Annotated in this window: 20 protein-coding genes, 1 tRNA gene and 1 pseudogene; 11 read left to right on the top strand and 11 right to left on the bottom strand. The window is 40.5% G+C overall.

Going from position 1 to position 22312, the window contains the following annotated elements; translation table 11 throughout:
• Positions 1–8: 8 nt before the first annotated feature.
• From flgC to RH40_RS07160, 4 genes are all read right to left on the bottom strand, one after another.
• A complete protein-coding gene (gene flgC / locus RH40_RS07145; RefSeq protein WP_009600761.1) occupies positions 9–425 on the bottom strand; it encodes a flagellar basal body rod protein FlgC in 417 nt (138 codons plus the stop codon).
• Positions 426–824 (bottom strand): flagellar basal body rod protein FlgB, encoded by a 399-nt coding sequence (flgB, locus tag RH40_RS07150; RefSeq protein WP_009600762.1) that lies wholly within the window; start codon positions 822–824, stop codon positions 426–428.
• 159 nt (positions 825–983) lie between these two features.
• On the bottom strand, positions 984–1811 hold the full coding sequence (locus tag RH40_RS07155; protein ID WP_009600763.1) for a protein-glutamate O-methyltransferase: 828 nt from the start codon (positions 1809–1811) through the stop codon (positions 984–986).
• 10 nt (positions 1812–1821) lie between these two features.
• Complete coding sequence (locus RH40_RS07160; RefSeq protein ID WP_009600764.1) at positions 1822–2748, bottom strand: chemotaxis protein CheV; 927 nt, start codon at positions 2746–2748, stop codon at positions 1822–1824.
• 78 nt (positions 2749–2826) lie between these two features.
• On the opposite strand from RH40_RS07160, the pseudogene flgA reads away from it, so the two are divergent.
• From flgA to RH40_RS07175, 3 genes and pseudogenes are all read left to right on the top strand, one after another.
• Positions 2827–3572, top strand: a pseudogene (flgA, locus tag RH40_RS07165) (flagellar basal body P-ring formation chaperone FlgA).
• 81 nt (positions 3573–3653) lie between these two features.
• The gene (gene flgM, locus RH40_RS07170; protein WP_009600765.1) at positions 3654–3968 is read left to right on the top strand and encodes a flagellar biosynthesis anti-sigma factor FlgM; all 315 of its coding nucleotides are present in this window, start codon (positions 3654–3656) and stop codon (positions 3966–3968) included.
• 14 nt (positions 3969–3982) lie between these two features.
• Entirely contained in the window at positions 3983–4408 is a 426-nt protein-coding gene (locus RH40_RS07175; RefSeq protein WP_009600766.1) for a flagella synthesis protein FlgN, read from the top strand.
• A gap of 33 nt (positions 4409–4441) precedes the next feature.
• On the opposite strand, the gene flgP is transcribed toward RH40_RS07175, so the two are convergent.
• Positions 4442–4873 carry a flagellar assembly lipoprotein FlgP gene (gene flgP, locus RH40_RS07180; protein ID WP_009600767.1) on the bottom strand — a complete coding sequence of 144 codons (432 nt, stop codon included), beginning with the start codon at positions 4871–4873 and terminating at the stop codon, positions 4442–4444.
• A gap of 8 nt (positions 4874–4881) precedes the next feature.
• The gene (locus RH40_RS07185) at positions 4882–5517 is read right to left on the bottom strand and encodes a FlgO family outer membrane protein (RefSeq protein WP_009600768.1); all 636 of its coding nucleotides are present in this window, start codon (positions 5515–5517) and stop codon (positions 4882–4884) included.
• Positions 5518–5681: 164 nt separating this feature from the next.
• Between RH40_RS07185 and RH40_RS07190 the strand changes: the two genes are divergently transcribed.
• Positions 5682–6815 (top strand): flagellar assembly protein FlgT, encoded by a 1134-nt coding sequence (locus RH40_RS07190; protein ID WP_009600769.1) that lies wholly within the window; start codon positions 5682–5684, stop codon positions 6813–6815.
• Positions 6816–6867: 52 nt separating this feature from the next.
• Positions 6868–6944 (top strand) — tRNA-Arg (locus tag RH40_RS07195).
• 51 nt (positions 6945–6995) lie between these two features.
• Here the strand turns inward: RH40_RS07195 and RH40_RS07200 are convergent.
• Positions 6996–8267: a dicarboxylate/amino acid:cation symporter gene (locus RH40_RS07200; RefSeq protein WP_009600770.1), complete on the bottom strand. Its 1272-nt coding sequence runs from the start codon at positions 8265–8267 to the stop codon at positions 6996–6998.
• A gap of 442 nt (positions 8268–8709) precedes the next feature.
• On the opposite strand from RH40_RS07200, the gene RH40_RS07205 reads away from it, so the two are divergent.
• Positions 8710–9216, top strand: coding sequence for a hypothetical protein (locus tag RH40_RS07205; protein ID WP_009600771.1), 507 nt, complete (start codon positions 8710–8712; stop codon positions 9214–9216).
• Between the two features lie 57 nt (positions 9217–9273).
• Here the strand turns inward: RH40_RS07205 and gltX are convergent, their stop codons facing one another.
• On the bottom strand, positions 9274–10701 hold the full coding sequence (gene gltX / locus RH40_RS07210; RefSeq protein WP_009600772.1) for a glutamate--tRNA ligase: 1428 nt from the start codon (positions 10699–10701) through the stop codon (positions 9274–9276).
• Positions 10702–10965: 264 nt separating this feature from the next.
• Here gltX and RH40_RS07215 point away from each other — a divergent pair, with 264 nt between their 5' ends.
• The 5 genes from RH40_RS07215 to RH40_RS07235 all read left to right on the top strand — a co-directional run bounded on the left by RH40_RS07215 (position 10966) and on the right by RH40_RS07235 (position 18196).
• The gene (locus RH40_RS07215) at positions 10966–13677 is read left to right on the top strand and encodes a heavy metal translocating P-type ATPase (protein ID WP_009600773.1); all 2712 of its coding nucleotides are present in this window, start codon (positions 10966–10968) and stop codon (positions 13675–13677) included.
• Positions 13678–13989: 312 nt separating this feature from the next.
• Complete coding sequence (locus tag RH40_RS07220; RefSeq protein ID WP_009600774.1) at positions 13990–14604, top strand: outer membrane protein; 615 nt, start codon at positions 13990–13992, stop codon at positions 14602–14604.
• A gap of 379 nt (positions 14605–14983) precedes the next feature.
• Positions 14984–15598, top strand: a complete 615-nt coding sequence (locus RH40_RS07225) for an outer membrane beta-barrel protein (protein WP_009600775.1) — start codon at positions 14984–14986, stop codon at positions 15596–15598.
• Between the two features lie 308 nt (positions 15599–15906).
• The gene (locus RH40_RS07230) at positions 15907–16530 is read left to right on the top strand and encodes an outer membrane beta-barrel protein (RefSeq protein ID WP_009600776.1); all 624 of its coding nucleotides are present in this window, start codon (positions 15907–15909) and stop codon (positions 16528–16530) included.
• A 166-nt stretch (positions 16531–16696) separates the two neighbouring features.
• A complete protein-coding gene (locus RH40_RS07235) occupies positions 16697–18196 on the top strand; it encodes a winged helix-turn-helix domain-containing protein (RefSeq protein ID WP_009600777.1) in 1500 nt (499 codons plus the stop codon).
• Positions 18197–18233: 37 nt separating this feature from the next.
• Here RH40_RS07235 and hemH read toward each other — a convergent pair whose 3' ends face one another.
• The 3 genes from hemH to htpG all read right to left on the bottom strand — a co-directional run bounded on the left by hemH (position 18234) and on the right by htpG (position 22142).
• The gene (hemH, locus tag RH40_RS07240; RefSeq protein WP_009600778.1) at positions 18234–19190 is read right to left on the bottom strand and encodes a ferrochelatase; all 957 of its coding nucleotides are present in this window, start codon (positions 19188–19190) and stop codon (positions 18234–18236) included.
• A gap of 124 nt (positions 19191–19314) precedes the next feature.
• Positions 19315–19959 (bottom strand): adenylate kinase, encoded by a 645-nt coding sequence (gene adk, locus RH40_RS07245; RefSeq protein ID WP_009600780.1) that lies wholly within the window; start codon positions 19957–19959, stop codon positions 19315–19317.
• 278 nt (positions 19960–20237) lie between these two features.
• On the bottom strand, positions 20238–22142 hold the full coding sequence (gene htpG, locus RH40_RS07250; RefSeq protein WP_009600781.1) for a molecular chaperone HtpG: 1905 nt from the start codon (positions 22140–22142) through the stop codon (positions 20238–20240).
• Positions 22143–22312: the final 170 nt, after the last annotated feature.

The following is a 22312-nucleotide window of genomic DNA, read 5'->3' on the forward strand; positions in this document are numbered from 1 at the left end:
CCTAATCCTTATTGACCCATCTGCAAAGTACGAAGTAACATTTGTTTGCTCGCATCTGCCACTTGTACGTTTGTCTGATAAGAGCGTGAAGCAGAAATCATATTCGCCATCTCTTCCATCACATTGACATTGGGTTTATAAATATACCCTTCATTGTTGGCAAGCGGATGGTCTGGGTTGTATTCTGCATTAAGTGGCTTTTGGCTCTCTACAATACCTAAAACCTTAACTGGTACCGTATGATCGCGGCCATATTTTGCCTTACTTAGTTCGGCGCCAAATACAGCATGGCGCGCCTTATATGTATCTTTTGCTGAACTCGATATACTGTCAGCGTTAGCCAAGTTACTAGAGGTGGTATTTAGACGAACAGATTCGGCACTCATCGCTGAACCAGTTACATTAAAAACATTAAATAAGCTCATCTAGTTACCCCCCTTCAATGCCTTGGTTAAATTCTTAAACTTGCCACCCAAAAAGTCGAGCGATGCTTGGTGACGAATTTGATTCTGCATAAACAAGTTTCGCTCAAGATCCACATCTACGGTATTTCCATCACCGGTGTCTGGCTGAGTAGGTAAACGATACATAACCTCACCAGTCACTCTAGTAGAGGCAGGAATATGCCGACTGTCAGTAAGGCTTAAACCAATATTTGCCTCTGAGGTTGCCGCTTGCAATGCCCTTTGAAAGTCCATTCCTTTTGATTTATAGCCAGGAGTATTAGACTGAGCAATGTTGGTTGAAATCAACTCAGCATTGCGTGCCCGCACACCCACGGTGTGCTGATGAATTCCCAATGCATTATCAAAAGAAATAGCCATGTTCACCTCAACTTCGAGCACTAAACTTTGTTAATCATACTGAAGCAATTTACATACCAACTTTAAAGTTGAAGCTTTAGTATGGTTCTTAAGGCTAGCAAAAATAAAGCCAATAAAACAAAAACCCCAGCAATCAATGCTGGGGTTTTCTATTTCGAGTTATTTTAACTTATAGATGATGCCGGGGTTACAGCGAACCATATCGAAACGATCGGTGAGACCCGTCAAGGATTCGGATGCACCTAAGAGCAAATAGCCGCCTGGATTAAGGCTATTGGCCATCTGGTTTAGAACTTGTGACTTCATGTCAGGAGAGAAATAGATAAGCACGTTACGGCAGAAAATAATATCAAACTTACCAAGGAGCGCGTAACTGTCCATAAGATTCTGTGGTTTAAAGTTAACTAAACGCTTAACGTTGTCTTTAACTTTCATACGGCCATCACCGACTTCTTCGAAAAAGTTATTTCTTCTTTCAGGTGATAGGCCTCGTCCCAATGCCAAATTATCGTAAATACCAGTACGACACATATCCAGCATACTCGCGGAAATGTCTGTCGCAGTAATGGCAACGTTTGGCAGCAAACCTGGCTTCTTCTGTTGAGTTTCTAGCACCGTCATTGCCATAGAATAAGGCTCCTGACCAGAGGAGCTTGCTGCAGACCATATTTTTATCGGACGCTTATTAGCTGCTGCTTCAGGAAGCAGTTTATCTGCTAGGACTTGAAAAGGGTATGTGTCACGGAACCAAAGCGTCTCATTAGTCGTCATAGCATCGACCGCCGCAACCCTAAGCTCGCTATTGCGCCCCATAACTACGTCTTTCAAAAGCTCAGATAAAGATCCGAGTTTAAACTTGGTTACCAAAGGACTTAAACGGCTTCGAACGAGGTATTGTTTACTCTCACCGAGTACAATACCACACTGCGATTCTAAAAATTTACTGAAATCTCGGTACTCTTGATCACTAATCGTAATGGTAGTCATTAATATCTCTTTATTCTGTCAACGCAGTCTTCACCGCATTACCGAGCTCGTCGGGATTAAATTTAGCAATAAATGCATTCGCTCCCACGCGTTCTACCATAGCTTGATTGAACACACCGCTGAGTGAGGAGTGCAGCACCACATACAAATTTTTGAGATCGGGATTACGTCTAACCTCTGCTGTAAGAGTATAACCATCCATCTCTGGCATCTCAATATCTGATATTACCAACGAAATTTGATTATAGATACTGTCTTCCGCAGCCATATCAATAAGCTTGTCGTAAGCTTCTTTGCCATCCTTGACTGCAATCACCTCAAAACCAAGATTAAGTATGGCTCGCTCGACCTGCTTACGTGCAACTGTCGAGTCATCTGCAATAAGAATACGTTTAACAATTTCTTTACTCGACTCAACTTCAGCGATTGATTCACCGATAGAGGAATCCATAGTCTCGTCTATAGGCGAAATTTCCATTAGGATTTTCTCAACATCGAGAATTTCCACCAATTCATTATCTATATTAGTCACTGCCGTCAGGTAGTTTGCCTTGCCTGCACCTTCAGGAGGGGGCAGAATTGCTTCCCAATGCATGTTAATGATCCGCTCAACCGATGTAACCAAAAAGGCTTGAATGGAACGGTTAAATTCCGCGATGACTACGAACGCTTTTTCAACATCAATGGTTGGACGTCCGCCTATCGCCAAACTCAAATCAATAACCGATACAGTATGTCCGCGTATGTGGGCTACTCCTTTGATCAACGGGTGCAAATTTGGCATTGAAGTGAGCGTTGGGCATTGAAGAACCTCTTTCACTTTAAATACGTTTATGCCATAACGCTGACGCCCCATTAAACGAAAGGTTAATAGTTCCAGTCGGTTTTGACCGACGAGTTGTGTACGCTGATTCACAGAATCAAGAATACCCGACATAAGCTCATCTCCATTTCAAACTTTCATGCGTAAAAAGTGTTAGTCTACTGTAAGCAATGAAAAAATCAGAGAGGCAGAATGACTTTCTCATTATCACTTCGGTGCCCAATTCCCATAACTAATTGTAGAGCTTTCTGTAAAAAGTTTTATAAGTCTATCGGCTTTTTGTTATTTTTCTTTAGTTTTTCAGCGACATCCGCTACAGAAATGCAAATCTCCAATATACAACAAGCTGCACAAGACTATATTATTAATACTGTTCCACAACCTCAAGGCGGAACGCTGGAAGCAAAAGTATCCGAGTTAGACAGACGAATATTTGCCACCGATTGTCCCGAGCCCCTATTTGCCACCTCTTCTTCTACCAATCCTAGTGCAAGTAACATAACTGTGCAGGTAGAATGTAAAATTGATAAGTGGAAAATCTACGTACCAGTTCGTTTAATTCGAACTGGCCCTCAAGTAACCGTAACCGAGCCCCTCTCACGAGGGCAAATCATATCAAAACACAATGTATCAATTACAATGGTAGACTTGCACCGATATCGTCGACAAGGTTTTTCTACAATCGATGCTGTCCTCGGTGCCAAAACAAAAAAAATCTCCACTCTGGGGAGATTATAGAAGATCGTCACATCTGTGTCGTCTGTCGCAATGAAACCGTTACCATAAAAGCGATTAAATTTGGAATGCTCATCACGACGAAAGGGGTCGCTTTAACGGATGGTTCACATGGTGAACAGATTAAAGTGAAAAATATTAAATCGAATCGTATAATAAGTGGGCAAGTAACCGGAATTTCTGAAGTGACAGTAATTTTTTAAACATGATAAAATTACTAAAGTTATAACCCCAACAGCCGATATCCAGTTCACAGACATCTATTTTTCTAGAAGGCTTTTTAAATGGCAGGCATTGATAACATTCGCTCAGGGCAACAGCTCCCCTCTGCGGCGCGAAGCTCCGTAAGGAACGAGAGCAACTCTAGTAGCCGCTCAGAAGTGACCAAATCACCTGAGCAAGTTTCTGATGCAGTTTCTCTTAGTTCACAAGGTAAAGCGGTAGGAGAAATGCACAATCAAATGATCAACGAACCCAGTTTCGATAGAGCCAAGGTGGCTGCTATCAAAGAAGCAATCGCAAATGGTTCTTACACAGTCAACCCCGAAAAGCTTGCGGATAATATGATAAAGTTCGAAAAAGAGCTTAGCGATATTTAGTATCGAGGCACAATATGGCAGCACTAAAAAGTCTAGTTGATTTCCAGTTAAAAAATGCTCAGGAGCTTATTCAAGTTCTTAGCGATGAGAAACACGCCATCACTAGCAGAAATTCTCAAGAAATAGAGAAATGTGCGCATAGAAAAATTGCTCTAATTAATCAATTACAAACCACCGATCAGCGTATCGGCGTTCATCCGGATATAGACTCGCTTCAAACAGATGATGAACTAGCAAAAACCGTAAAAAGGATCCAGCTTCTGGTTGATGACTGCAAGCAAGAGAATTTAATTAACGGCGAAGCACTTCAGCGAGCACAACTGAGTTTTAATAAGCTCAATAATTTGATGCAGCAAACCCAAGGAAAGCTCGGTATGACCTACGATGCTGGCGGTCAAACGAAAAATGTCACCACTTTGGGTACAAACCTTAAAGCGTGAATTGAGCTAACAATTCGATTCAGTTAAACCACTCTAAAACAATGTTTGACGTCTTTTTTCTGGCACCTGTTGGATTTCTCCATAGTCACGTAACTTATTCATTTTTTTGATATCTAGCCTCAGCTCGGTTACATAGCTGTCGCCTACTTTGTAACTTCTAACCACTTCTGCTCCACGAATAACTCCATCGACCTCTCCCGAAGTTAACTCAGTACCGAGCCTTTGATTGTTTAAATCCGCACGACCACTCACTCGTAAACCATACACTTGCTCTGCCAACTCTCGATAGGCATCTATTTTAGAGGCCCTCATGGCTCTTACTTGCTTTTCTTCTTGGTTACGACCACGTTGTTCACTGATACTGGCATAGCCGACAGATGTCAGCCAATCATCTTTACGCATAACTCCTAGAGGCTGGCAACCAACCAACATAAACAAGATCGCATAGACTAATAGTTTTTTCATTGTTACTCCTAAGGACGCAAAATAACGGTATAAGGCTGAGTCATAGTCGGATCTGAGCGGATGAGAACCCCATCCTGCGTTCTTATACTGTTGAGCGTGTCTAAATCTCGACCAATACGGTCTGCAGGCAAAAAGCCTTGAGCTGTCGCGACGACGACCCTAGTCTGCATTCCTACAACCCGGGCATTGACTAACACTCCACCTTCCTGACGAAGCATGGTTCCTGTCAAGACATACTGAATATCTTGCTCTTGGGAAAGCTCTTTCCAGTCACGACTTTGCGCGAAGTCACCCTCACTGGTCACCTGAATTGATCCCGTTGTTTTGTAATCAACAACTTTAAAGCCCCTTCTTTGAAACTGATAGATAAATCCTTCAGAAACCGTATTACCAAGCCAATTTGTCGCATCCATATTTTGTAAATCAACAAAAGACGTTACCGCAATCGGTGTTCTTGCTGACACACTAGTGTTAGAGACAACCAGATCTTCTGTCATACTCTCGACGAAGAAATCGAGCGTGTGCCGAGGACTTTCCATAAGCATAAATTGTGACCCAGGGTAAGGTTCTTTACCATTATATACTGGCGCATATGCACATCCAACGAGCAACATCACAGGCACCAATGATAGCCATTTTTTCATTATCAAATCTCCGATACATTAAGGCTTAAAATGTCGAATCTTTTAGTGCACTCCTAAAAGTGGAACATTCTTTGCTATCTCATGTTGCAACCGTTTAAAAAAGCAACGCCTATAAATCAGCTACGATTTAATAAGCAAGAAATGAACCAACTTGGTGTAAGAATATGAAAAGGTCGCTCATAATTTGGTGTATTGTAATTTATGCTGGGCTCTTCTGCCGAATCAGTCATGCCAGCTGGTATGAAGTCACAGGAAGCTCAGCCATTGTATCCTCTGAGAAAGAAGCTAGGCTGCACGCTCTTGAAGATGCCATTTATAAAGCGGTAAATTTCTCTGGTGCCGATATCGGAAGCATTTCAAACCTTCGCCCTCTCTTGGAAAGTGAGCGTTCAGAGTATCAATTCAGTAACAGTGAAGTCCGTTATATCATTGTCGATGATGTGGTAAAAAGAGGAGGCAATATTTTTGTCAAAGCTCGAGTTGATATTTACCCATCGGCAACGGCTTGCCACATCAACCAATATAAAAAGACATTTTTGATCGGTAATATTGATATTGCTTCTCCTCAACAAGCAGTTATGGGGCAGATATACAGTGTTGGTGATGACTTCGCAACCGTAATAAACCGCCAATTAGATAAAGAATCTGCCAGTTTTATATCTGTAGGAACAACGGACTTCGAGATAAGTGGCAAATATCCTGAACGACTAAAAATGATCGCAGGAGACACTGGAGCTCAATATATTATGGGAGGAACTATCACCGATCTTACCGCAACGATTGAGCAAAACTTACTATCAAAAGATCAGACTAATCGTCAATTTGCGCTGGAACTTACCGTCTTTGACGGAAAAACAGGTAATGAAATTTATCAAAAAAAGTACCGTGAAGTTGCAGTATGGCCGTTCGCAAGAACAAGTAAGGTCGATACAACTAGTGCGCGCTTTTGGGCCTCTACCTACGGTACTATGATGCTCAGAATTAGCCGTAATATTATGTTAGATCTCGAATCTGAGATCTCTTGTAAAATAACATTGCCCGAAGTTATTGCTAAGTGGGATAACAAAATAACTATCGATCTCGGTCGAATACATGGCGTTGAGGCTGGGGATAAACTCAAACTTTGGCACACTGGTTCATTTATTGATCAAAGGGGCTTACCAAGAAACAAAGTCAGTGAAACAGACGTGACACTGACAGTTTCAAGAGTTTACGAAAACGAAGCTGAACTCAGTATTGATCAACCAGAGCTGGCCAGTAGCGTTCGAATTGGCGATGTAATGCACAAACTGCTCTAAACATTGGTTTTTTCATTTAATTTTAATCGTTAGTTCGGTATGATGCGTATATGCTCTCGTGGCACAGCTGGATAGCGCGATCCCCTCCTAAGGGATAGGTCACAGGTTCGAATCCTGTCGAGAGCGCCATACAAAAAAAGCCTGAAAAATAGTTTCAGGCTTTTTGTTATCTAACAGATCCTAGCTTAGTTGTGCTTTTACCGCTTGATATTGTTTTTCTTCACCAACAATACGATCTATCACTGCTGACGCCACTAAATCCCCCTGAACATTCACTGCTGTGCGGAAAGTATCAAGAGGCCTCTCTATAATGAGAAGAACGGCAATTGCTTCAAGAGGAATACCTGCAGCTAAGAGAACAAGTTGCATTCCAGACATTGAACCAGATGGCATTCCAGGCGCCCCCACCGAAGAAACCATAGCCATAATAAAGATCATCACTATCCCTGTTGTAGACAGGTCAACACCAAACAATTGAGCTAGAAATACTGCCGCTACGCCCTCAAATAATGCCGTTCCATCCATATTCATCACTGCCCCTAAAGGCAAAACAATACTACTGGTAGAGTCAGAAACACCCAATTTCTCCCTAGCCGTTTTAATCGTAAGCGGCAGCGTAGCAGAACTTGAGGATGTCGCAAACGCCATAGACATCGGAGCCGAGATGGCCTTGAATAACGTACCAAATTTTATACCTGCACCTAACCTAGCAATGGCCGGAAGCACGACCAAACCATGAATCATAGTGAGTACAAAAACTAGTGCTGCAAACTCAAATAATTGACTAAATAGTGCGTCATTAGGTTCGATGGTGAAATCAAAAACAATCGCAAAAACTGCAAATGGTGCCAAACGGACAATACCATTAACAAGCGTAGAAATACCTTTATTCACCCCTCTAACAACCTCAAACACTGGATGGTTTTGTGGCAACGCTGCAATAAGAGCGATAGAAAAAATAATTGCAAAGACTACGATGGCGAGAAGATTCCCACTCGATAATGCAGAAATAGGGTTGATCAGTGCCATCCCAATTAGCTTACTTGTAATCGCTAATCCAGAGGCAGAGTCACTATCTATAAGGTTTATATTATCTGAAACTGGTGGAGCCGATGATAACGGCGCCCACTCCGGCATCATGAGTGCAGCTCCCAATCCCAAAACAATAGCGATTGTCGTTGTAAACATATAAAAGGCTAAAGTGAGCATACCTACTTTTTTTAGCTTAACAATACTGCCAATATTACTGATACCCTCGATAAGACTGAACAAAACCATCAAACCGACAATCGACTTGAGAAGTCCGATATAAAGAGTCTTGATCAAAGAAAGAGGCTCATTAACAGTAAAAAGTAGTTCTCTTTGTTCTGAGAAGATTCCAGTGATCAACCAGGCGAACAATGCCGCAATAATGATCTGGATCGCCAAAGATTGACGAATCATGTTACCCATTATTTATCCCTTAATGATTTTTATCATTGTTTATCAAACTCGATACTGAGGACAGTCAGAGATCTGTGTTTCTAGAGTGAATTTCTAATGATAAAAATTTAACTAATTCAAATGGGCGAGATTCTATTCGATGGAACTAAAAATCCCAAATAGGTTTTGATTACATGCTCAAAGGTTTTGTTATAAGTCACGAATCTTAGTTACAAAAAAGAGACAAAATAAAAACAAATGGTGAACTCTATAGCCATATTGCCTGATTAATCACAGGGACCCGAGGGAGAGCGCGTTATCTTCTAAAAAGTAATTATTGTCAAATATACCCTCTTGAAATTAACCATATATCCATTGAAAACATATAGTTAATATAAAAATTCGGTACAACTTCAACAATCACGGACAATCAACTAAAATAACTATTAATAAAACTATCTATAATTATTGAATGACGAAGAGTAATCTGACCACGAACACTGGTCACCGCTTTATTTCAAAAGCGAAAACAGCCTTTAAGGTACATATCCATACTCCAGATGACAAAGTATTGCACCGCTCAGTAGGATATGTTCGCATAGGCGAAAAAAAAGGGCTTAAGAAAGCATTGAAGCTTCGCAATCAACTAGGCTCAGAGATGTGGGGAAAATTTTGGCGCAAGTTACTTAAAGATCCGTATTTAATGACTCGCTTACCACATTCTTTGGAGCCCAAAATCATTTTTAAACCACGGCCAACCAAAGAAGACCCGGATGCGACGGATGAATGTTATATTGCGGCATGGAGAAATTATGATAAAAACGGCAAGCTCATTTACCGCAGTGTCGTTTGTTCAGTGAAAAAACATGGACGATTAGCCGCTTACTCGAAAACAAAAAAGGCGCTCCTTGAAGCAAACAAAGATAACTTGGAAATTCTGGAGTTCATGGGAAGATTGAATAGCATAGACCTAAAATAAAGGCCTCAATATATTATCAAGGCCTTTGGGTTGAATTACTGTAGTTAGTGAAAGCCTCTATAGGCTCGCTTCTCTCTCTTCAATAAAGCGCAGCGCCATTCTTATACGGCTGATGACGCGCTCTTTCCCTAAAAGGCGCATAACACTATCAACAGATGGCGATTGACCTCCTCCCGTGACAGCGACACGTAGTGGCATACCAATCTTACCCATTCCAATTTCAAGCTCTTCACAGACAACCATAATTACATTTTGCTTAATGCTTTCATCTGTCCAATCCGACAAGCTCTCTACTTTCTCTAAAGCTAGCATTAACGGCTGCTTCGCCACACCCCTAAGATGCTTTTTGGCTGCGCCTGCTTCGAACTGTGTGAAATCCTCGTAGAAATAACGAATCTGTTCTGCAAGCTCAATTAGGGTATTACATCGCTCACCAACAAGCGTGATAACTTCATTGATTAAAGGACCATTTTCTGTGCTGAAGCCTTGTTGGTCTGTATGCCACTTTAAGTACTTTGCAACGTATTCTGGTTCAGATGTTTTTATGTAGTGATTATTTAGCCACAGCAACTTTTCTGTATTAAAAGCAGAAGCTGACTTCGATATATTTTCTAAACTAAACAAGTCAATCATTTCTTGCTGAGAAAAAATTTCTTGATCGCCATGAGACCAACCTAAACGAACAAGATAGTTATTTAACGCGTTAGGTAAATATCCCTCATCGCGATACTGCATCACAGAAACAGCACCATGGCGTTTAGAGAGTTTTGCACCATCATCACCCAAGATCATTGCACAATGAGCAAAGGTAGGAACAGGAGCCCCCAAGGCTTTATAAATATTAATCTGTCTTGGGGTATTATTGATATGATCTTCACCTCGAACAACATGCGTGATCCCCATATCCCAGTCATCGACGACCACAACAAAATTATAGGTCGGTGCACCATCTGTCCTACGTATGATCAAATCATCCAATTGTTCGTTGCTAATTTCGATTGTGCCACGAATTTGATCCTCAAAGACAACACTACCTTCTATTGGGTTACGGAAACGAATAACACAGTCATCTCCCTCCTTTGCAGCTTTATTGGCAGCCACAATTTTAGGGTGTTTAGCATCATAACGTGGCATTTCTTTATTGGCTTCTTGCTCTGCTCGAATCTCATCGAGAAGTTCTTTAGATGCATAACACCTATACGCCTTATCTTCAGCAAGTAACTTCTCTACCATTTCATCGTAACGCTCGAATCGTTCGGACTGAAAATAGGGGCCTTCATTCCACTCAAGCCCCATCCATTGCATCCCCTCTAAGATGGCATCAACTGCCTCTTTGGAGTTGCGCTCGAGATCGGTGTCCTCAATACGAAGAACAAATTCTCCACCTTGATTTTGTGCATAAAGCCAAGAATAAAGAGCTGTTCGTGCGCCACCTACATGCAGGTAGCCAGTTGGACTAGGAGCAAAACGCGTTTTAACCGTCATGAAAAATACCTTGATTGTCTAAATGACTATGTCACTAAAAATTGCGCGTTATTTTATCACTGCTATCTAATACTACAATGCTAGTAAAGGAATCTTTTTCGCAAATTTCTTACATATTCCCAAGTCCTGCAAGGTTTGAGATTCTGAGGATTGGTATATTGTGTAGTCTCTGAGATATATTTATCTACCATTTACTTACCGGGCTTGACCTTACCCTTGGGGTAGGCTTTATCTTCTACAAAAGCCTATTGCGGAGTAAACACTATGACATCATTCAATATCCCGATTTCAGGTTTGACATGTAACCATTGCATCAAAAAACTCGAAAATGCACTGTTAAATAATCATAATATTGTAATTGAGCATATTTCCAAGACCTCTCTATCCATTAACACTGACAGTTCATTAACCGAACTGATCACAACGATAGAACAGCAGGGATACTCTGCAGGCCAATACTATTGTTTTCATCTTGAAGGACTGAAATGCGGGAAATGCGTCTCTAAATTGGAACAAGAATTATTGAAATCTAGCGAAAATAGGGTTCTGCACCTATCGACAAATAAACTTGAGATCATTTCTTTAGCGAAACAAAATCGTATAATTGAAACCGTCGAATCCACTGGCTACCAAGCCGTATTAGATTCGCACTCCTTGGCCACACCAACATCCAAAGTAACTCCAGAAGCGCCTCAAAAACAGGACAATTCATGTTCTCCTGAAACTCAGCCGAACGAAACGATGAATAAAATTCACCTTTTGATATCAGGAATGACGTGTGCAAGCTGTGTTGCTTCTGTTGAAAAAGCACTACTCTCTCTCGAACCAATTACAAGCGCACAAATCAATTTGGCGGAAAATAGCGCATTTATCACCAGCAAAATATCTAAAATCGAACTTAAAAACCAACTTTATCAGGCCGTAGAGTCCGCTGGCTATCGAGCTGAATACCTCGACGGTATTTCAGAACTTGAACAAAAAAACATTACCCAACAACAAACCGAACAAACACAACATAAAAAAAACGCGATATTAGGCTTAGCGGTTGGAGCTCCTCTTATGATGTGGGGAATATTGGGGGGTAATATGATGATTCGTAATTCTCAAGACCAATTAGCTTGGGGAGCGATAGCAATACTGTCCTTCATTTTATTATCCACAGCAGGCCGATACTATTTTCTCAATGCATGGCAAGCCCTAACACATAAGAGGGCTACAATGGATACCCTAGTAGCAATGGGGACGGGTGCCGCTTGGCTTTATTCCACGCTTGTGATTATTTCTCCTACACTTTTTCCAGCGATTTCTAGGCATGTTTACTTTGAAGCTAGTGCAATGATCATTGGCTTAATCTCATTAGGCCACTATATAGAATCAAAAGCAAAAGCAGGCACGACACGTTCGATTCAGGCACTGATTAACCTTCAACCCAATACCGCGACCCAGATTATTAATGGTGTCGATAAGAAGATTAATATAGAAGATGTTCTTGTCGGTATGCAGTTAAGGATAAAACCCGGAGAAAAAGTTCCAACCGATGCGGTTGTCATTTCTGGCGTTACCTATGTCGATGAATCAATGCTAACTGGAGAATCTATGCCTGTGGTAAAAAAAACAGGCGACAAAGTCGCTGCCGGCACATTAAATCAAGATGGGAGTTTAGTTGTTGAAGCAAGTAGTTTAGGTAGAGACAGTCTGTTATCACGTATCATAGAGTTGGTTCGTCAAGCACAAAGCTCGAAACCCAAAATTGCGAAACTCGCAGATCAAATTTCCGCAATATTTGTCCCCACTGTAATATTGATTGCGTGCTGCTCTGCTCTTGTATGGTACATTTTCGGTCCCGAACCCAAACTAAGCTACATGTTAGTCGTTACAACGACAGTACTGATCATCGCCTGTCCATGTGCGCTTGGATTAGCAACACCGCTCTCTGTGACGGCGGGAATTGGAAAAGCCGCGGAGATGGGAATTCTTATACGGGACGCAGATGTGCTTCAAACTGCAAATAATATTGATACTGTCGTTTTCGATAAAACAGGTACTCTTACCGAAGGCAAACCCCAAGTACAGAAAATATATAGCTTTAATTATGATCAATATGAGTTGATAAAAATGGCTGCATCAGTGGAGCAAAACTCTGAACATCCGCTGGCCCGAGCGATCGTGACTGAAGCAAAATGTGATAACTTACCTAAAAGTGACAACTTTTACAGTCTGCCAGGCAAAGGGGTATTTGCGACCATTGACCGTCAATCTGTTGCCATTGTCTCCAGTAACTATGCGCGGGAGCAACAATGGTCTTTGACCAAAGTTCACACTATTCTTAACCAATGCACTTCCAAAGCTTGGACCCCGGTAGTGGTTGCTATTGAAGGGCAAGTCGTTGGCATTATTGCGATTTCAGACACCATCAAACCCGAAGCTAAAAAAGCCATTTCGGTATTGAAGCAAAGAGGGATTACTCCCATTATATTAACTGGTGATAATCAAACTGTTGCCACAGCTATTGCAGAAGAGATAGGTATAAAGCAGGTTATTGCAGAGGTTCTACCTGATGGGAAAGCCACCCATATTTTGGCACTTCAGCAGCAAGGATATAAAGTCGCAATGGTTGGAGATGGCATAAATGATGCTCCAGCCTTGGCAAGTTCAGATGTTGGTATTGCAATGGGAAGCGGGAGTGATGCCGCTTTAGAAAGTGCACAAATCACTTTACTCAATTCCTCTCCGCTTGCAGTACTCCATGCTATAGAAATTTCTCAAGCGACACTTCGTAACATGAAACAAAACCTGTTTGGTGCTTTCATCTATAATAGCCTGAGTATACCGATTGCTGCCGGAGCACTTTACCCAAGTTTAGGTTTTTTACTCAGTCCAGTCGTTGCTGGTGCTGCAATGGCAATTTCATCAATTACTGTTGTAAGTAATGCCAACAGGCTAAGAAATATAAAAATAACATCGCGTTCTACTTGAGTGATTTGAAAATAGAGGAATCAAAGCGCTGTCTTTATTTGCAGGTATTGTTGCCGGCTTCTTATTGAAATAAGTCGTTACTCTATCTGCAAGGCAAATGACCCTCACTAAATCTAGTACCCAATAAGCCCCAAAGTTACTCAAACATAAATTTAACTTTAAATCTATGTTTTATTTATAAAAAAAATAAGTCATAAAAAAGCATATGAATAACAAATATCTTTATATGCACCTTTGCTTATATATAATTCTTTCGAATCCTTAATATCCAATTAAGTTACATAGATAAAATCACATAAAAGAGCAGTATAAATGAAAAAAATTGTTTTGGGTGCAATTGCTGCACTATTTTCAATCTCAAGTTACGCTAATGACACTTATATTGCAGTAGAGCTAGGGGGAGGGTCTTACAACATCTCTGGAGAAGACTCTAATGCTAAATTTGCAAGAGATCTCGAAGATGTCGGCTTTTTAAATATTAAATTAGGGCAATCACTAAATGAAGGCTTTAGGTACTATGGATACATTCAGCATGGCGGAGATACGACCGTTAAATATACGTATAATAATGTCGATGTCTTTGACTACAACCTCACCACGTATGAATTTGGCTTAGGTGGTGATTATATTCATGATATTACGGACAAGTTCTATGCATTAGGTGGAGTTAACCTCGGACTTTACAAAAGTAATTTCGAGATCTCTTTTATAGGGCTTCCAACTGAAGATTCCTCAAATACAGGGATGGCTGCAGGATTAAACCTTGGACTAGGATATAGCTTTACTGAACACTTTGGTATAGAGCTAGGCTATCGTCACACACGCTTCTCTTCTAACAAACATGAAATCAAAAAATCAGGTTACGATGTTGACCTAAGCTTTGATGCAACCAATATGGCCTACCTTAACCTAAACTACACATTCTAACTGGTTTAATACAAAGCACAGTGCGCTGTGCTTTATTTTTCTTACCTCTTTTTATTTTGCGCTTTAGTATTCACCTTATAAATTCTCTTTATAACCACTCCCCTTTATTGGCACTTTTAATACCTATTTAAAAAAATTAAAAAATAATACCTTTCTAAGTCTATATATTCCTCAGAATCGAATGTTAAAAGAACAACAGCAATGTTAAAAAAATAATAAAAAACACCGTTCTAAATGTTTTCCAGTATGATTTTTGTTGTAAAAAACATCATTTTTTTACAACAAGCCCTTCCCAAAACATTGTAAAAAAATGTAACCTCCCCACTATTGACCAATTGGTCAAATGAATATAAAACATTTAAATTTAATATTACTTATTATGAAAAAATTGACACTGGTTGCATTGGCAACACTATTTGCACTTCCTGTACATGCAAATCAAACTTATATCGCTGCTGAATTAGGTGGTGGTTCTTATTCTATGTCTGGTAATTTATCAAACAAAGAAACTTTCAAGGATTTAGATGATAATGCTTTCTTCAATATCAAGCTAGGCCAAACGATCAATGAAAATATCCGCTATTATGGCTATCTTCAGCATGGGGGAGATCTCACCGTCGAGAGTAAACGTAAACTTCCAGGTATTGGGACAGTGACGGACCTAAAAGTAAACCTAACAACATACGAAGCTGGTTTAGGCGGTGATTATCTATATCACTTTACCAACCAGTTTTACGCCATCGCTGGTGCAAATGTCGGGGTTTATAAAAGTGAACTAGAAGTTGAAGCCAAAGGTCACGAAAAAGACTTCTCAAATACTGGCCTTTCTGCTGGTGCTAACTTAGGTTTGGGTTACGCATTTACGGACCATTTTGGTATGGAAATCGGCTACCGTCATACGCATTTCTTCAGCAATGATTTTGACTACATTGGCGCAACTCTCGAATTTGATGCCTCCAATATGGGTTACCTTAACCTGAACTACAAGTTCTAATTCCCCTCCCCACCGAAGGCACAGACACTGCACTGTGCCTTTTATAATACCCTCTTTAAATTGACTCTTTTAAAAATTGCACTTCTCATAAAAACTTATACTAAACAAGAACTTAAACAATATCTTCAACTTTATTAATATAAATTTATTTTCGTTTTTAGCTCTTTAATTTTTCAAATGATAGGGTTTTAAAGGTGAAAGGCGTTCTGTCCAGCGCCCACATTCTATTGCGTTACGCTGCTTGCGTTAAAACAAATGCCAAGCAAAAAATTTCATCATCTTGTAAGTGAATAGCTAAGAATCATATTATGAAAAAAACGTTACTCCTCACTGCTGCAGTCTTCTGTGCGCCCTCGTTTGCAAACCAAAATTACATGGCTTTAGAGCTTGGTGCCGGAGAGTACAATATGTCTGGAAATCTTTACGATGCGACCAAAAAGCACAGTAAAGAAATCAAAGAAACTGGCCTTATTGGTTTAAAAGCGGGTCGTTATTTAAATGAAAATATCCGAGTTTACGGCTATCTTCAAGCAAACCCTGGCACCGAAATTGATCATCTAGGATATGACGGTAGAAGTAGGGTCAAAGAAAAACATGATGCTGCTGAACTTGGTGCAGGTGCGGATTACCTTCATCATATCACCAAACAGTTTTACCTACTCAGCGGTGCCAACCTTGGTATTTACAGAGATGAAATGGAGTACTCTTTTGATGGTGGTGCAGAAAAAGCAAAAGACAAAAACACCGGTGCTGTCTTGGGCGCTAACCTAGGAATGGGCTACCACTTTACAGAAAAATTCAGTATGGAACTGGGGTACCGTTACAGCCACTACATCAATAACGAGCACGACTTTTATATAAATGGTCAAAAAGCCACAATCAATTTTGATGGCAGCCATGTTGGCTACGTAAATGCAAGCTACTCATTCTAAGTAGAAAGAAGGTGTGGTAACCACCACACCTTTATTGACAAGCTCATTAACCAGTTATCCAACCGACTTATCTTTACCTCTCGCACACATAACAATAACCATACGATTAAAATAAGTATCCGTTATTCTGCTAGAATCCTAGTATACGCTTTTAAACTCTCACTGTATGAATATCCTAGAACAAGCCTTAGTACAAAGCTGTAATATAGCTATTGCCGATCTTATCTATAAGCCTACGGAAAAAGCACTATATGCAGGTGAAGAAAAAGTATTACTCGAGCCGAGAAACTTAGCTCTACTTGAAATGCTGCTGATGCGAGTCGGGCAGCCAACCTCGATAGAAGAGTTTATCGAATCAGTATGGGAAAGCCAATACGTATCAAAAAACGTCGTCACCAATCGTATTAGTTTACTCCGCACACTTTTTCGGCAACATTCCCAGCATGGAGAGCCAACAGAAATTCTCGTTACTTATCCTAAACGAGGTTATTATCTCGCCGAGAGTCATGTACGATTGCTACGTACGACATTAGAAACGGCTCCTTTCAGTCAAGATGTTCACCAAAGCCAAAAAGCAAAAAACAAACGTTTTAGGACCAGTTATGTCGCATTAGCCATAAGTTTCTTAATTATTGCCGTAATGTCGATTGTCAATATTAATAAAAATGATAACACGGTGGTAACAACCCCATACTACCCCCAAGTCAACCTTCTACTTGATGTCATTAACTATCAAGATGATCAACTAGTTAATTTGAGCCGTAAGTTAAAAACTCTGCTTCTGTATAGCCAAAGTCGCTTTCCGTATACCAAATTATCTAATATGAGTTCCCCCAGTTACTATCTTGACAACTTGTTAGTAAAACACCAGTTTCCCGGCTCTACCGTCAATAGCGATAGTGACTATCACCTCTCATTTAATCTTTGGCAAACGGATCAGGGTATCGTCAAACTTGAAACTATGCTGCATCATTCATCTTCGGGTAGAGCTGCGTGGCGAAAGGTATATCAAGCCTATCCATCATCTCTCACAGACACAGTTAACCAAATTAATTCAGATTTAAGCCAGTACTTTAAGCTTCCTGCTCCAATAAAGCCTCTATCGTCAAAGTTACTGTCTTCGATGAATCCTGATACTCCCCCCAATATCGAAGCACTTTCTAATCGTGAACTGTCTATTGTCGAATTACAATATTACACCCGACAACTACTATTTACTGATATCGATAATGAAACACTGAAAAAATGGATTGAAATCGTTAAGAGGAATACATCGACTCCGATTCCTGACCTCTATATGCAGTTGGCTCTGCTCGCGTTTCAAAACGGAGAAAAAGAGCAAAGCAAACGCATCTTACAAAATGAATACATCAATGACATTCCTGATAATGCCTTAGCACTTATGATGAGAGCTAACCTAGCGAAAAGAAACGGAAATAGTGGATTGTTTGTCAGTGATTACTTAAAAACAATGTCGGCATTAACCAGTACAGTTCAGCCAGAGAAAGTATTTTTACATTACTCAAGATCTGATAGGCAGAAGGCCTGCGAAAAACTCTGGCAAGACGCACTACCAAAAGTGAACCTGACCGATTCTACCGAAATCGGCTCAAGCATAAGTATGTTCTGTGATATGAGAAATATGACTGAGGAGATTTATCAATAATCTCCTCTTAAGCCCAGTTCAATTGAGTATACAGGAACTATGATTTAACTAACTCAGACATCAACTCTATATGAATGTCATCATCGTTTAGACAAGGAATATAGGTAAACTGCTCTCCCCCACTTTCGAGGAAGATTTCGCTGCACTGGTCGGAGATTTCTTCCAGTGTCTCGAGACAATCAACGGAAAAAGCAGGAGTTATCACATCAAGACGCTTTATCCCTTTATTAGGTAACGTTTCTAGCGTTTTATCAGTGTAAGGCTGTAGCCACTCTTCTCGACCAAACCGAGACTGATATGTCATGCCAATTTGCTCGGACTTCAAACCAAGTTCTCTAGCTAAAAGATTTGTCGTTTGTTCACAATGATCTGGGTAAATATCACCATTATCAGCATATCGTTTTGGTATGCCATGATAGGAACAAAGCAAATAATCGCCTTGTCCTTTTTCTTGCCATGACTTTCGGACACTGTTAGCAAGCGCTTTAATATACAAGGGATGATGGTGATAATTGCGTATAAATTGATAGCTAGGAATAACGGCCATCTTTTTAAATGCCTTGGTAATGCCGTCTGATACTGCTGCCGTTGTTGTCCCTGAATATTGAGGAAAGAGCGGTAAAACAATGACTTCCTCTACTCCTTTTTCCATCAAGGCTTCAAACCCAGTCTGGATGCTTGGATTGCCATAGGTCATACCCAATTCTACGGGTAATTCAATTAAAGAGGAGAGTTTTTCAGCCTGCCGTTTGGAATAAACCATCAAGGGCGATCCCCCCTCCATCCACACGGATTGATACAGCTTTGCGACCTTAGGAGAGCGGATAGGTAGGATCACACCATGCAAAATTGGACACCACAACCACCGGGTGAGATCAACCACCCTATGGTCATGAAGAAATTGGCTGAGAAACTTTTTTACTGCGGGAGCGGTCGGAGAGTCTGGGGTGCCCAAATTGACCAGTAACACACCTTTCTTGTTATTATTTTGCATAGTTCCACTTCATCAAATAAATTAGAGCTTACGACACTTTAACGCTTGCCGATCATTAAATGCAAACAAAAAAGCGACCTAAAGGTCGCTTGGAATATAAATTATCGGTCAACAGAACTTAGCCTTATGAAAGCGCTTTCTCAATATCAGAACTTACTTGAGCAACCTGCTTCGTACCATCAAACTTAAGGTACTGAGTTTGACCGGCTTGTGCTTCTTTTCCGTAATATTCGATAAGCGGTGCTGTTTGATCATGGTACACACCTAAGCGCGCGCGCACTGTCTCTTCTTTATCATCATCACGAACAACTAAGTCTTCGCCTGTAATATCATCTTTACCTTCCACCTTTGGTGGATTGTAAACAGTATGATAAGTGCGACCGGAGGCCAAATGAGCTCGACGACCAGCCATTCTCTCAACAATCACATCATCAGCAACATCAAATTCGATAACATAATCGACATTGACATCCATTGCTTTTAGTCCGTCTGCTTGAGGAATCGTACGAGGGAAACCATCGAGAAGAAAACCTTTAACACAATCATCTTGTGCAATTCGTTCTTTTATCAGACCTAGTATAATATCATCTGAGACTAGCTGACCAGCATCGATTACTGCTTTAGCTTGTTTACCAAGCTCTGTACCCGCCTTAATAGCAGCACGAAGCATATCACCAGTAGAGATTTGTGGGATACCATATTTCTCCATGATGAATTGAGCTTGTGTACCTTTTCCTGCACCTGGGGCACCTAGTAGGATGATGCGCATGTTAAATCCTCTTGAGATAATCATTATTCATACCGAAATATACTTTGAGCGCATAATATCGTCACAATAGATTTCGCTATAACTCTTGTTTGAATGGGGTTGGGTAAACTCCGAACTTCCCGAGCGAATAAGTCTACCACATAAATTTAGATGAAGGGCGTGGATTAGACTTGAAGAATGTTCTAAAGCTCAAATTTGATGAAAACTGAATGGATAAAAAAGAGTGTAAAACTAAAAATAAATAAAGCCCACCTAAGATGGGCTTTATTCACTGTGCATTAATGCTTAGAGAGCAGCGAGTTCATTGCTCCTAAGAATTGAGAAGGATCAGTCATTGAACCACGCTCAGCCAACATGGCTTGACCGAGTAGAACTTCAACCCAACGACCAAAGGCTTCTTCATCTGCCTCATCAGCCATTCGCTTGACCAATTCATGTTCTGGATTGATTTCAAAAATATACTTAACCTCAGGAGCAGCTTGGCCTGCTGCTTCGAGAAGCTTAGCCATCTGAGTGCCCATTTCAAAATCATCTGTGACCACAACAGCTGGCGTTGTTGCTAGTTTAAAGGTGGTACGAACCTCTTTGACACGATCGCCCAAGTACTCTTTGGTGCGCTCAACAACCGTTTTAAACTCTTCCTCTGTCTCTTTTTGCTTTTCTTTCTCTGCTTCGTCTTCAAAACTGCTAAGATCAAGGCCAGCCTTAGTGATAGATTGGAATTGCTTACCATCGAACTCCGTTAAGTAGTTCATTAACCACTCATCAATACGGTCATACATCAAAACAACTTCGATGCCCTTAGCCTTAAATTGTTCAAGGTGTGGACTATTTTTTGCCGCCGCATAGCTATCTGCAGTGAGGTAATAAATTTTATCCTGACCTTCTTTCATTCTCTCTACATAAGACGCTAAGCCCACAGTCTGATCTTGAGATTCTTTCTCTGTAGAAGCAAAACGAAGCAACGCGGCAACCTTCTCTTTGTTGCTCATGTCTTCAGCCGGTCCCTCTTTTAACACCTGACCAAACTCTTTCCAAAACGAGAGATATTTATCTTCATCATTTTTTGCCAGACGCTCTAACATGGTTAAAACACGTTTTGTACAGGCATTTCTTAGCGACTGAGTTACTTTGTTGTCTTGTAAGATTTCACGCGAAACATTTAAAGGTAGGTCATTAGAATCAATTAAACCGCGAATAAAGCGCAAGTAAGAAGGCATAAATTGCTCTGCGTCATCCATAATGAACACACGCTGTACATAGAGCTTTAATCCTGATTTATGGTCGCGATTCATCATATCCCATGGTGCTTTTGCTGGGATGTAAAGAAGACTTGTATAGTCGTTTTTACCTTCAACTCGGTTATGACTCCAAGTCAGAGGATCCGCAAAATCATGAGAAACATGCTTATAAAACTCTTGGTATTCTTCTTCGGTAATATCAGATTTATTACGAGTCCATAATGCTTGAGCTTTGTTTATTTGTTCCCATTTCTTTTCTTCAGTCTCGTTTCCTTCATCATCACGAACAACAGTCTGAATAGAAACAGGGATTCCGATATGATCAGAGTATTTGCCTATAACTTCACGCAAACGCCACTCATTTAGGAATTCTTTTCCTTCTTCACGCATGTGAAGAATAATGTCGGTGCCACGCGTTTCCTTGTTTATGTCCTCAATGGTGTACTCACCTTCACCAGCAGAGTGCCATTGAACCGCTTGATTTGTATCAAAACCTGCAGCACGAGTGCGTACTGTTACAGCATCAGCAACAATAAATGCAGAGTAAAAACCGACCCCAAACTGGCCGATCAATTGGGAATCTTTAGACTGATCTTCAGAAAGCTTCGAGAAGAAATCTGCTGTGCCAGATTTAGCAATGGTTCCCAAGTGTTCAATTACATCTTCACGACTCATACCAATACCATTGTCTGAAATAGTCAGGGTATTGTTCTCTTCGTTCACTGAGAGTTTCACGCCAAGCTCTGCATCTCCTTGATAAAGCTCTGGATTAGATAGAGCTTGGAAACGTAGCTTGTCTGCAGCATCTGAGGAATTCGAAATTAACTCACGCAGAAAGATTTCTTTATTCGAGTAAAGAGAATGAATCATAAGGTGAAGTAATTGTTTTACTTCAGATTGAAAGCCGCGAGTTTCTTTATTTTGGGTAGCTGTTTCGCTCATGATAACTCCATAATTTCTATATTAATCAGACCAATAACTAACATGATTAAAGAAAGATGGTCTAAATCTACGGTTTAACATGAGGGTGACAATTGTAAATTCAAGGTCAACAATCGTAAAAACAATGTTTTTTTTGTTTTAGATTGACTATCCTAGCCAATATAAAAATG

This window comes from Vibrio caribbeanicus ATCC BAA-2122 (assembly GCF_000165125.1).
GTDB lineage: Bacteria > Pseudomonadota > Gammaproteobacteria > Enterobacterales > Vibrionaceae > Vibrio > Vibrio caribbeanicus.

Bases quoted from the DNA above. Each gene is read 5' to 3' on its own strand.
- flgC (WP_009600761.1), bottom strand. From the start codon at position 425: ATGAGCTTATTTAATGTTTTTAATGTAACTGGTTCAGCGATGAGTGCC.
- flgB (WP_009600762.1), bottom strand. From the start codon at position 824: ATGGCTATTTCTTTTGATAATGCATTGGGAATTCATCAGCACACCGTG.
- RH40_RS07155 (WP_009600763.1), bottom strand. From the start codon at position 1,811: ATGACTACCATTACGATTAGTGATCAAGAGTACCGAGATTTCAGTAAA.
- RH40_RS07160 (WP_009600764.1), bottom strand. From the start codon at position 2,748: ATGTCGGGTATTCTTGATTCTGTGAATCAGCGTACACAACTCGTCGGT.
- flgM (WP_009600765.1), top strand. From the start codon at position 3,654: ATGGCAGGCATTGATAACATTCGCTCAGGGCAACAGCTCCCCTCTGCG.
- RH40_RS07175 (WP_009600766.1), top strand. From the start codon at position 3,983: ATGGCAGCACTAAAAAGTCTAGTTGATTTCCAGTTAAAAAATGCTCAG.
- flgP (WP_009600767.1), bottom strand. From the start codon at position 4,873: ATGAAAAAACTATTAGTCTATGCGATCTTGTTTATGTTGGTTGGTTGC.
- RH40_RS07185 (WP_009600768.1), bottom strand. From the start codon at position 5,517: ATGAAAAAATGGCTATCATTGGTGCCTGTGATGTTGCTCGTTGGATGT.
- RH40_RS07190 (WP_009600769.1), top strand. From the start codon at position 5,682: ATGAAAAGGTCGCTCATAATTTGGTGTATTGTAATTTATGCTGGGCTC.
- RH40_RS07200 (WP_009600770.1), bottom strand. From the start codon at position 8,267: ATGGGTAACATGATTCGTCAATCTTTGGCGATCCAGATCATTATTGCG.
- RH40_RS07205 (WP_009600771.1), top strand. From the start codon at position 8,710: ATGACGAAGAGTAATCTGACCACGAACACTGGTCACCGCTTTATTTCA.
- gltX (WP_009600772.1), bottom strand. From the start codon at position 10,701: ATGACGGTTAAAACGCGTTTTGCTCCTAGTCCAACTGGCTACCTGCAT.
- RH40_RS07215 (WP_009600773.1), top strand. From the start codon at position 10,966: ATGACATCATTCAATATCCCGATTTCAGGTTTGACATGTAACCATTGC.
- RH40_RS07220 (WP_009600774.1), top strand. From the start codon at position 13,990: ATGAAAAAAATTGTTTTGGGTGCAATTGCTGCACTATTTTCAATCTCA.
- RH40_RS07225 (WP_009600775.1), top strand. From the start codon at position 14,984: ATGAAAAAATTGACACTGGTTGCATTGGCAACACTATTTGCACTTCCT.
- RH40_RS07230 (WP_009600776.1), top strand. From the start codon at position 15,907: ATGAAAAAAACGTTACTCCTCACTGCTGCAGTCTTCTGTGCGCCCTCG.
- RH40_RS07235 (WP_009600777.1), top strand. From the start codon at position 16,697: ATGAATATCCTAGAACAAGCCTTAGTACAAAGCTGTAATATAGCTATT.
- hemH (WP_009600778.1), bottom strand. From the start codon at position 19,190: ATGCAAAATAATAACAAGAAAGGTGTGTTACTGGTCAATTTGGGCACC.
- adk (WP_009600780.1), bottom strand. From the start codon at position 19,959: ATGCGCATCATCCTACTAGGTGCCCCAGGTGCAGGAAAAGGTACACAA.
- htpG (WP_009600781.1), bottom strand. From the start codon at position 22,142: ATGAGCGAAACAGCTACCCAAAATAAAGAAACTCGCGGCTTTCAATCT.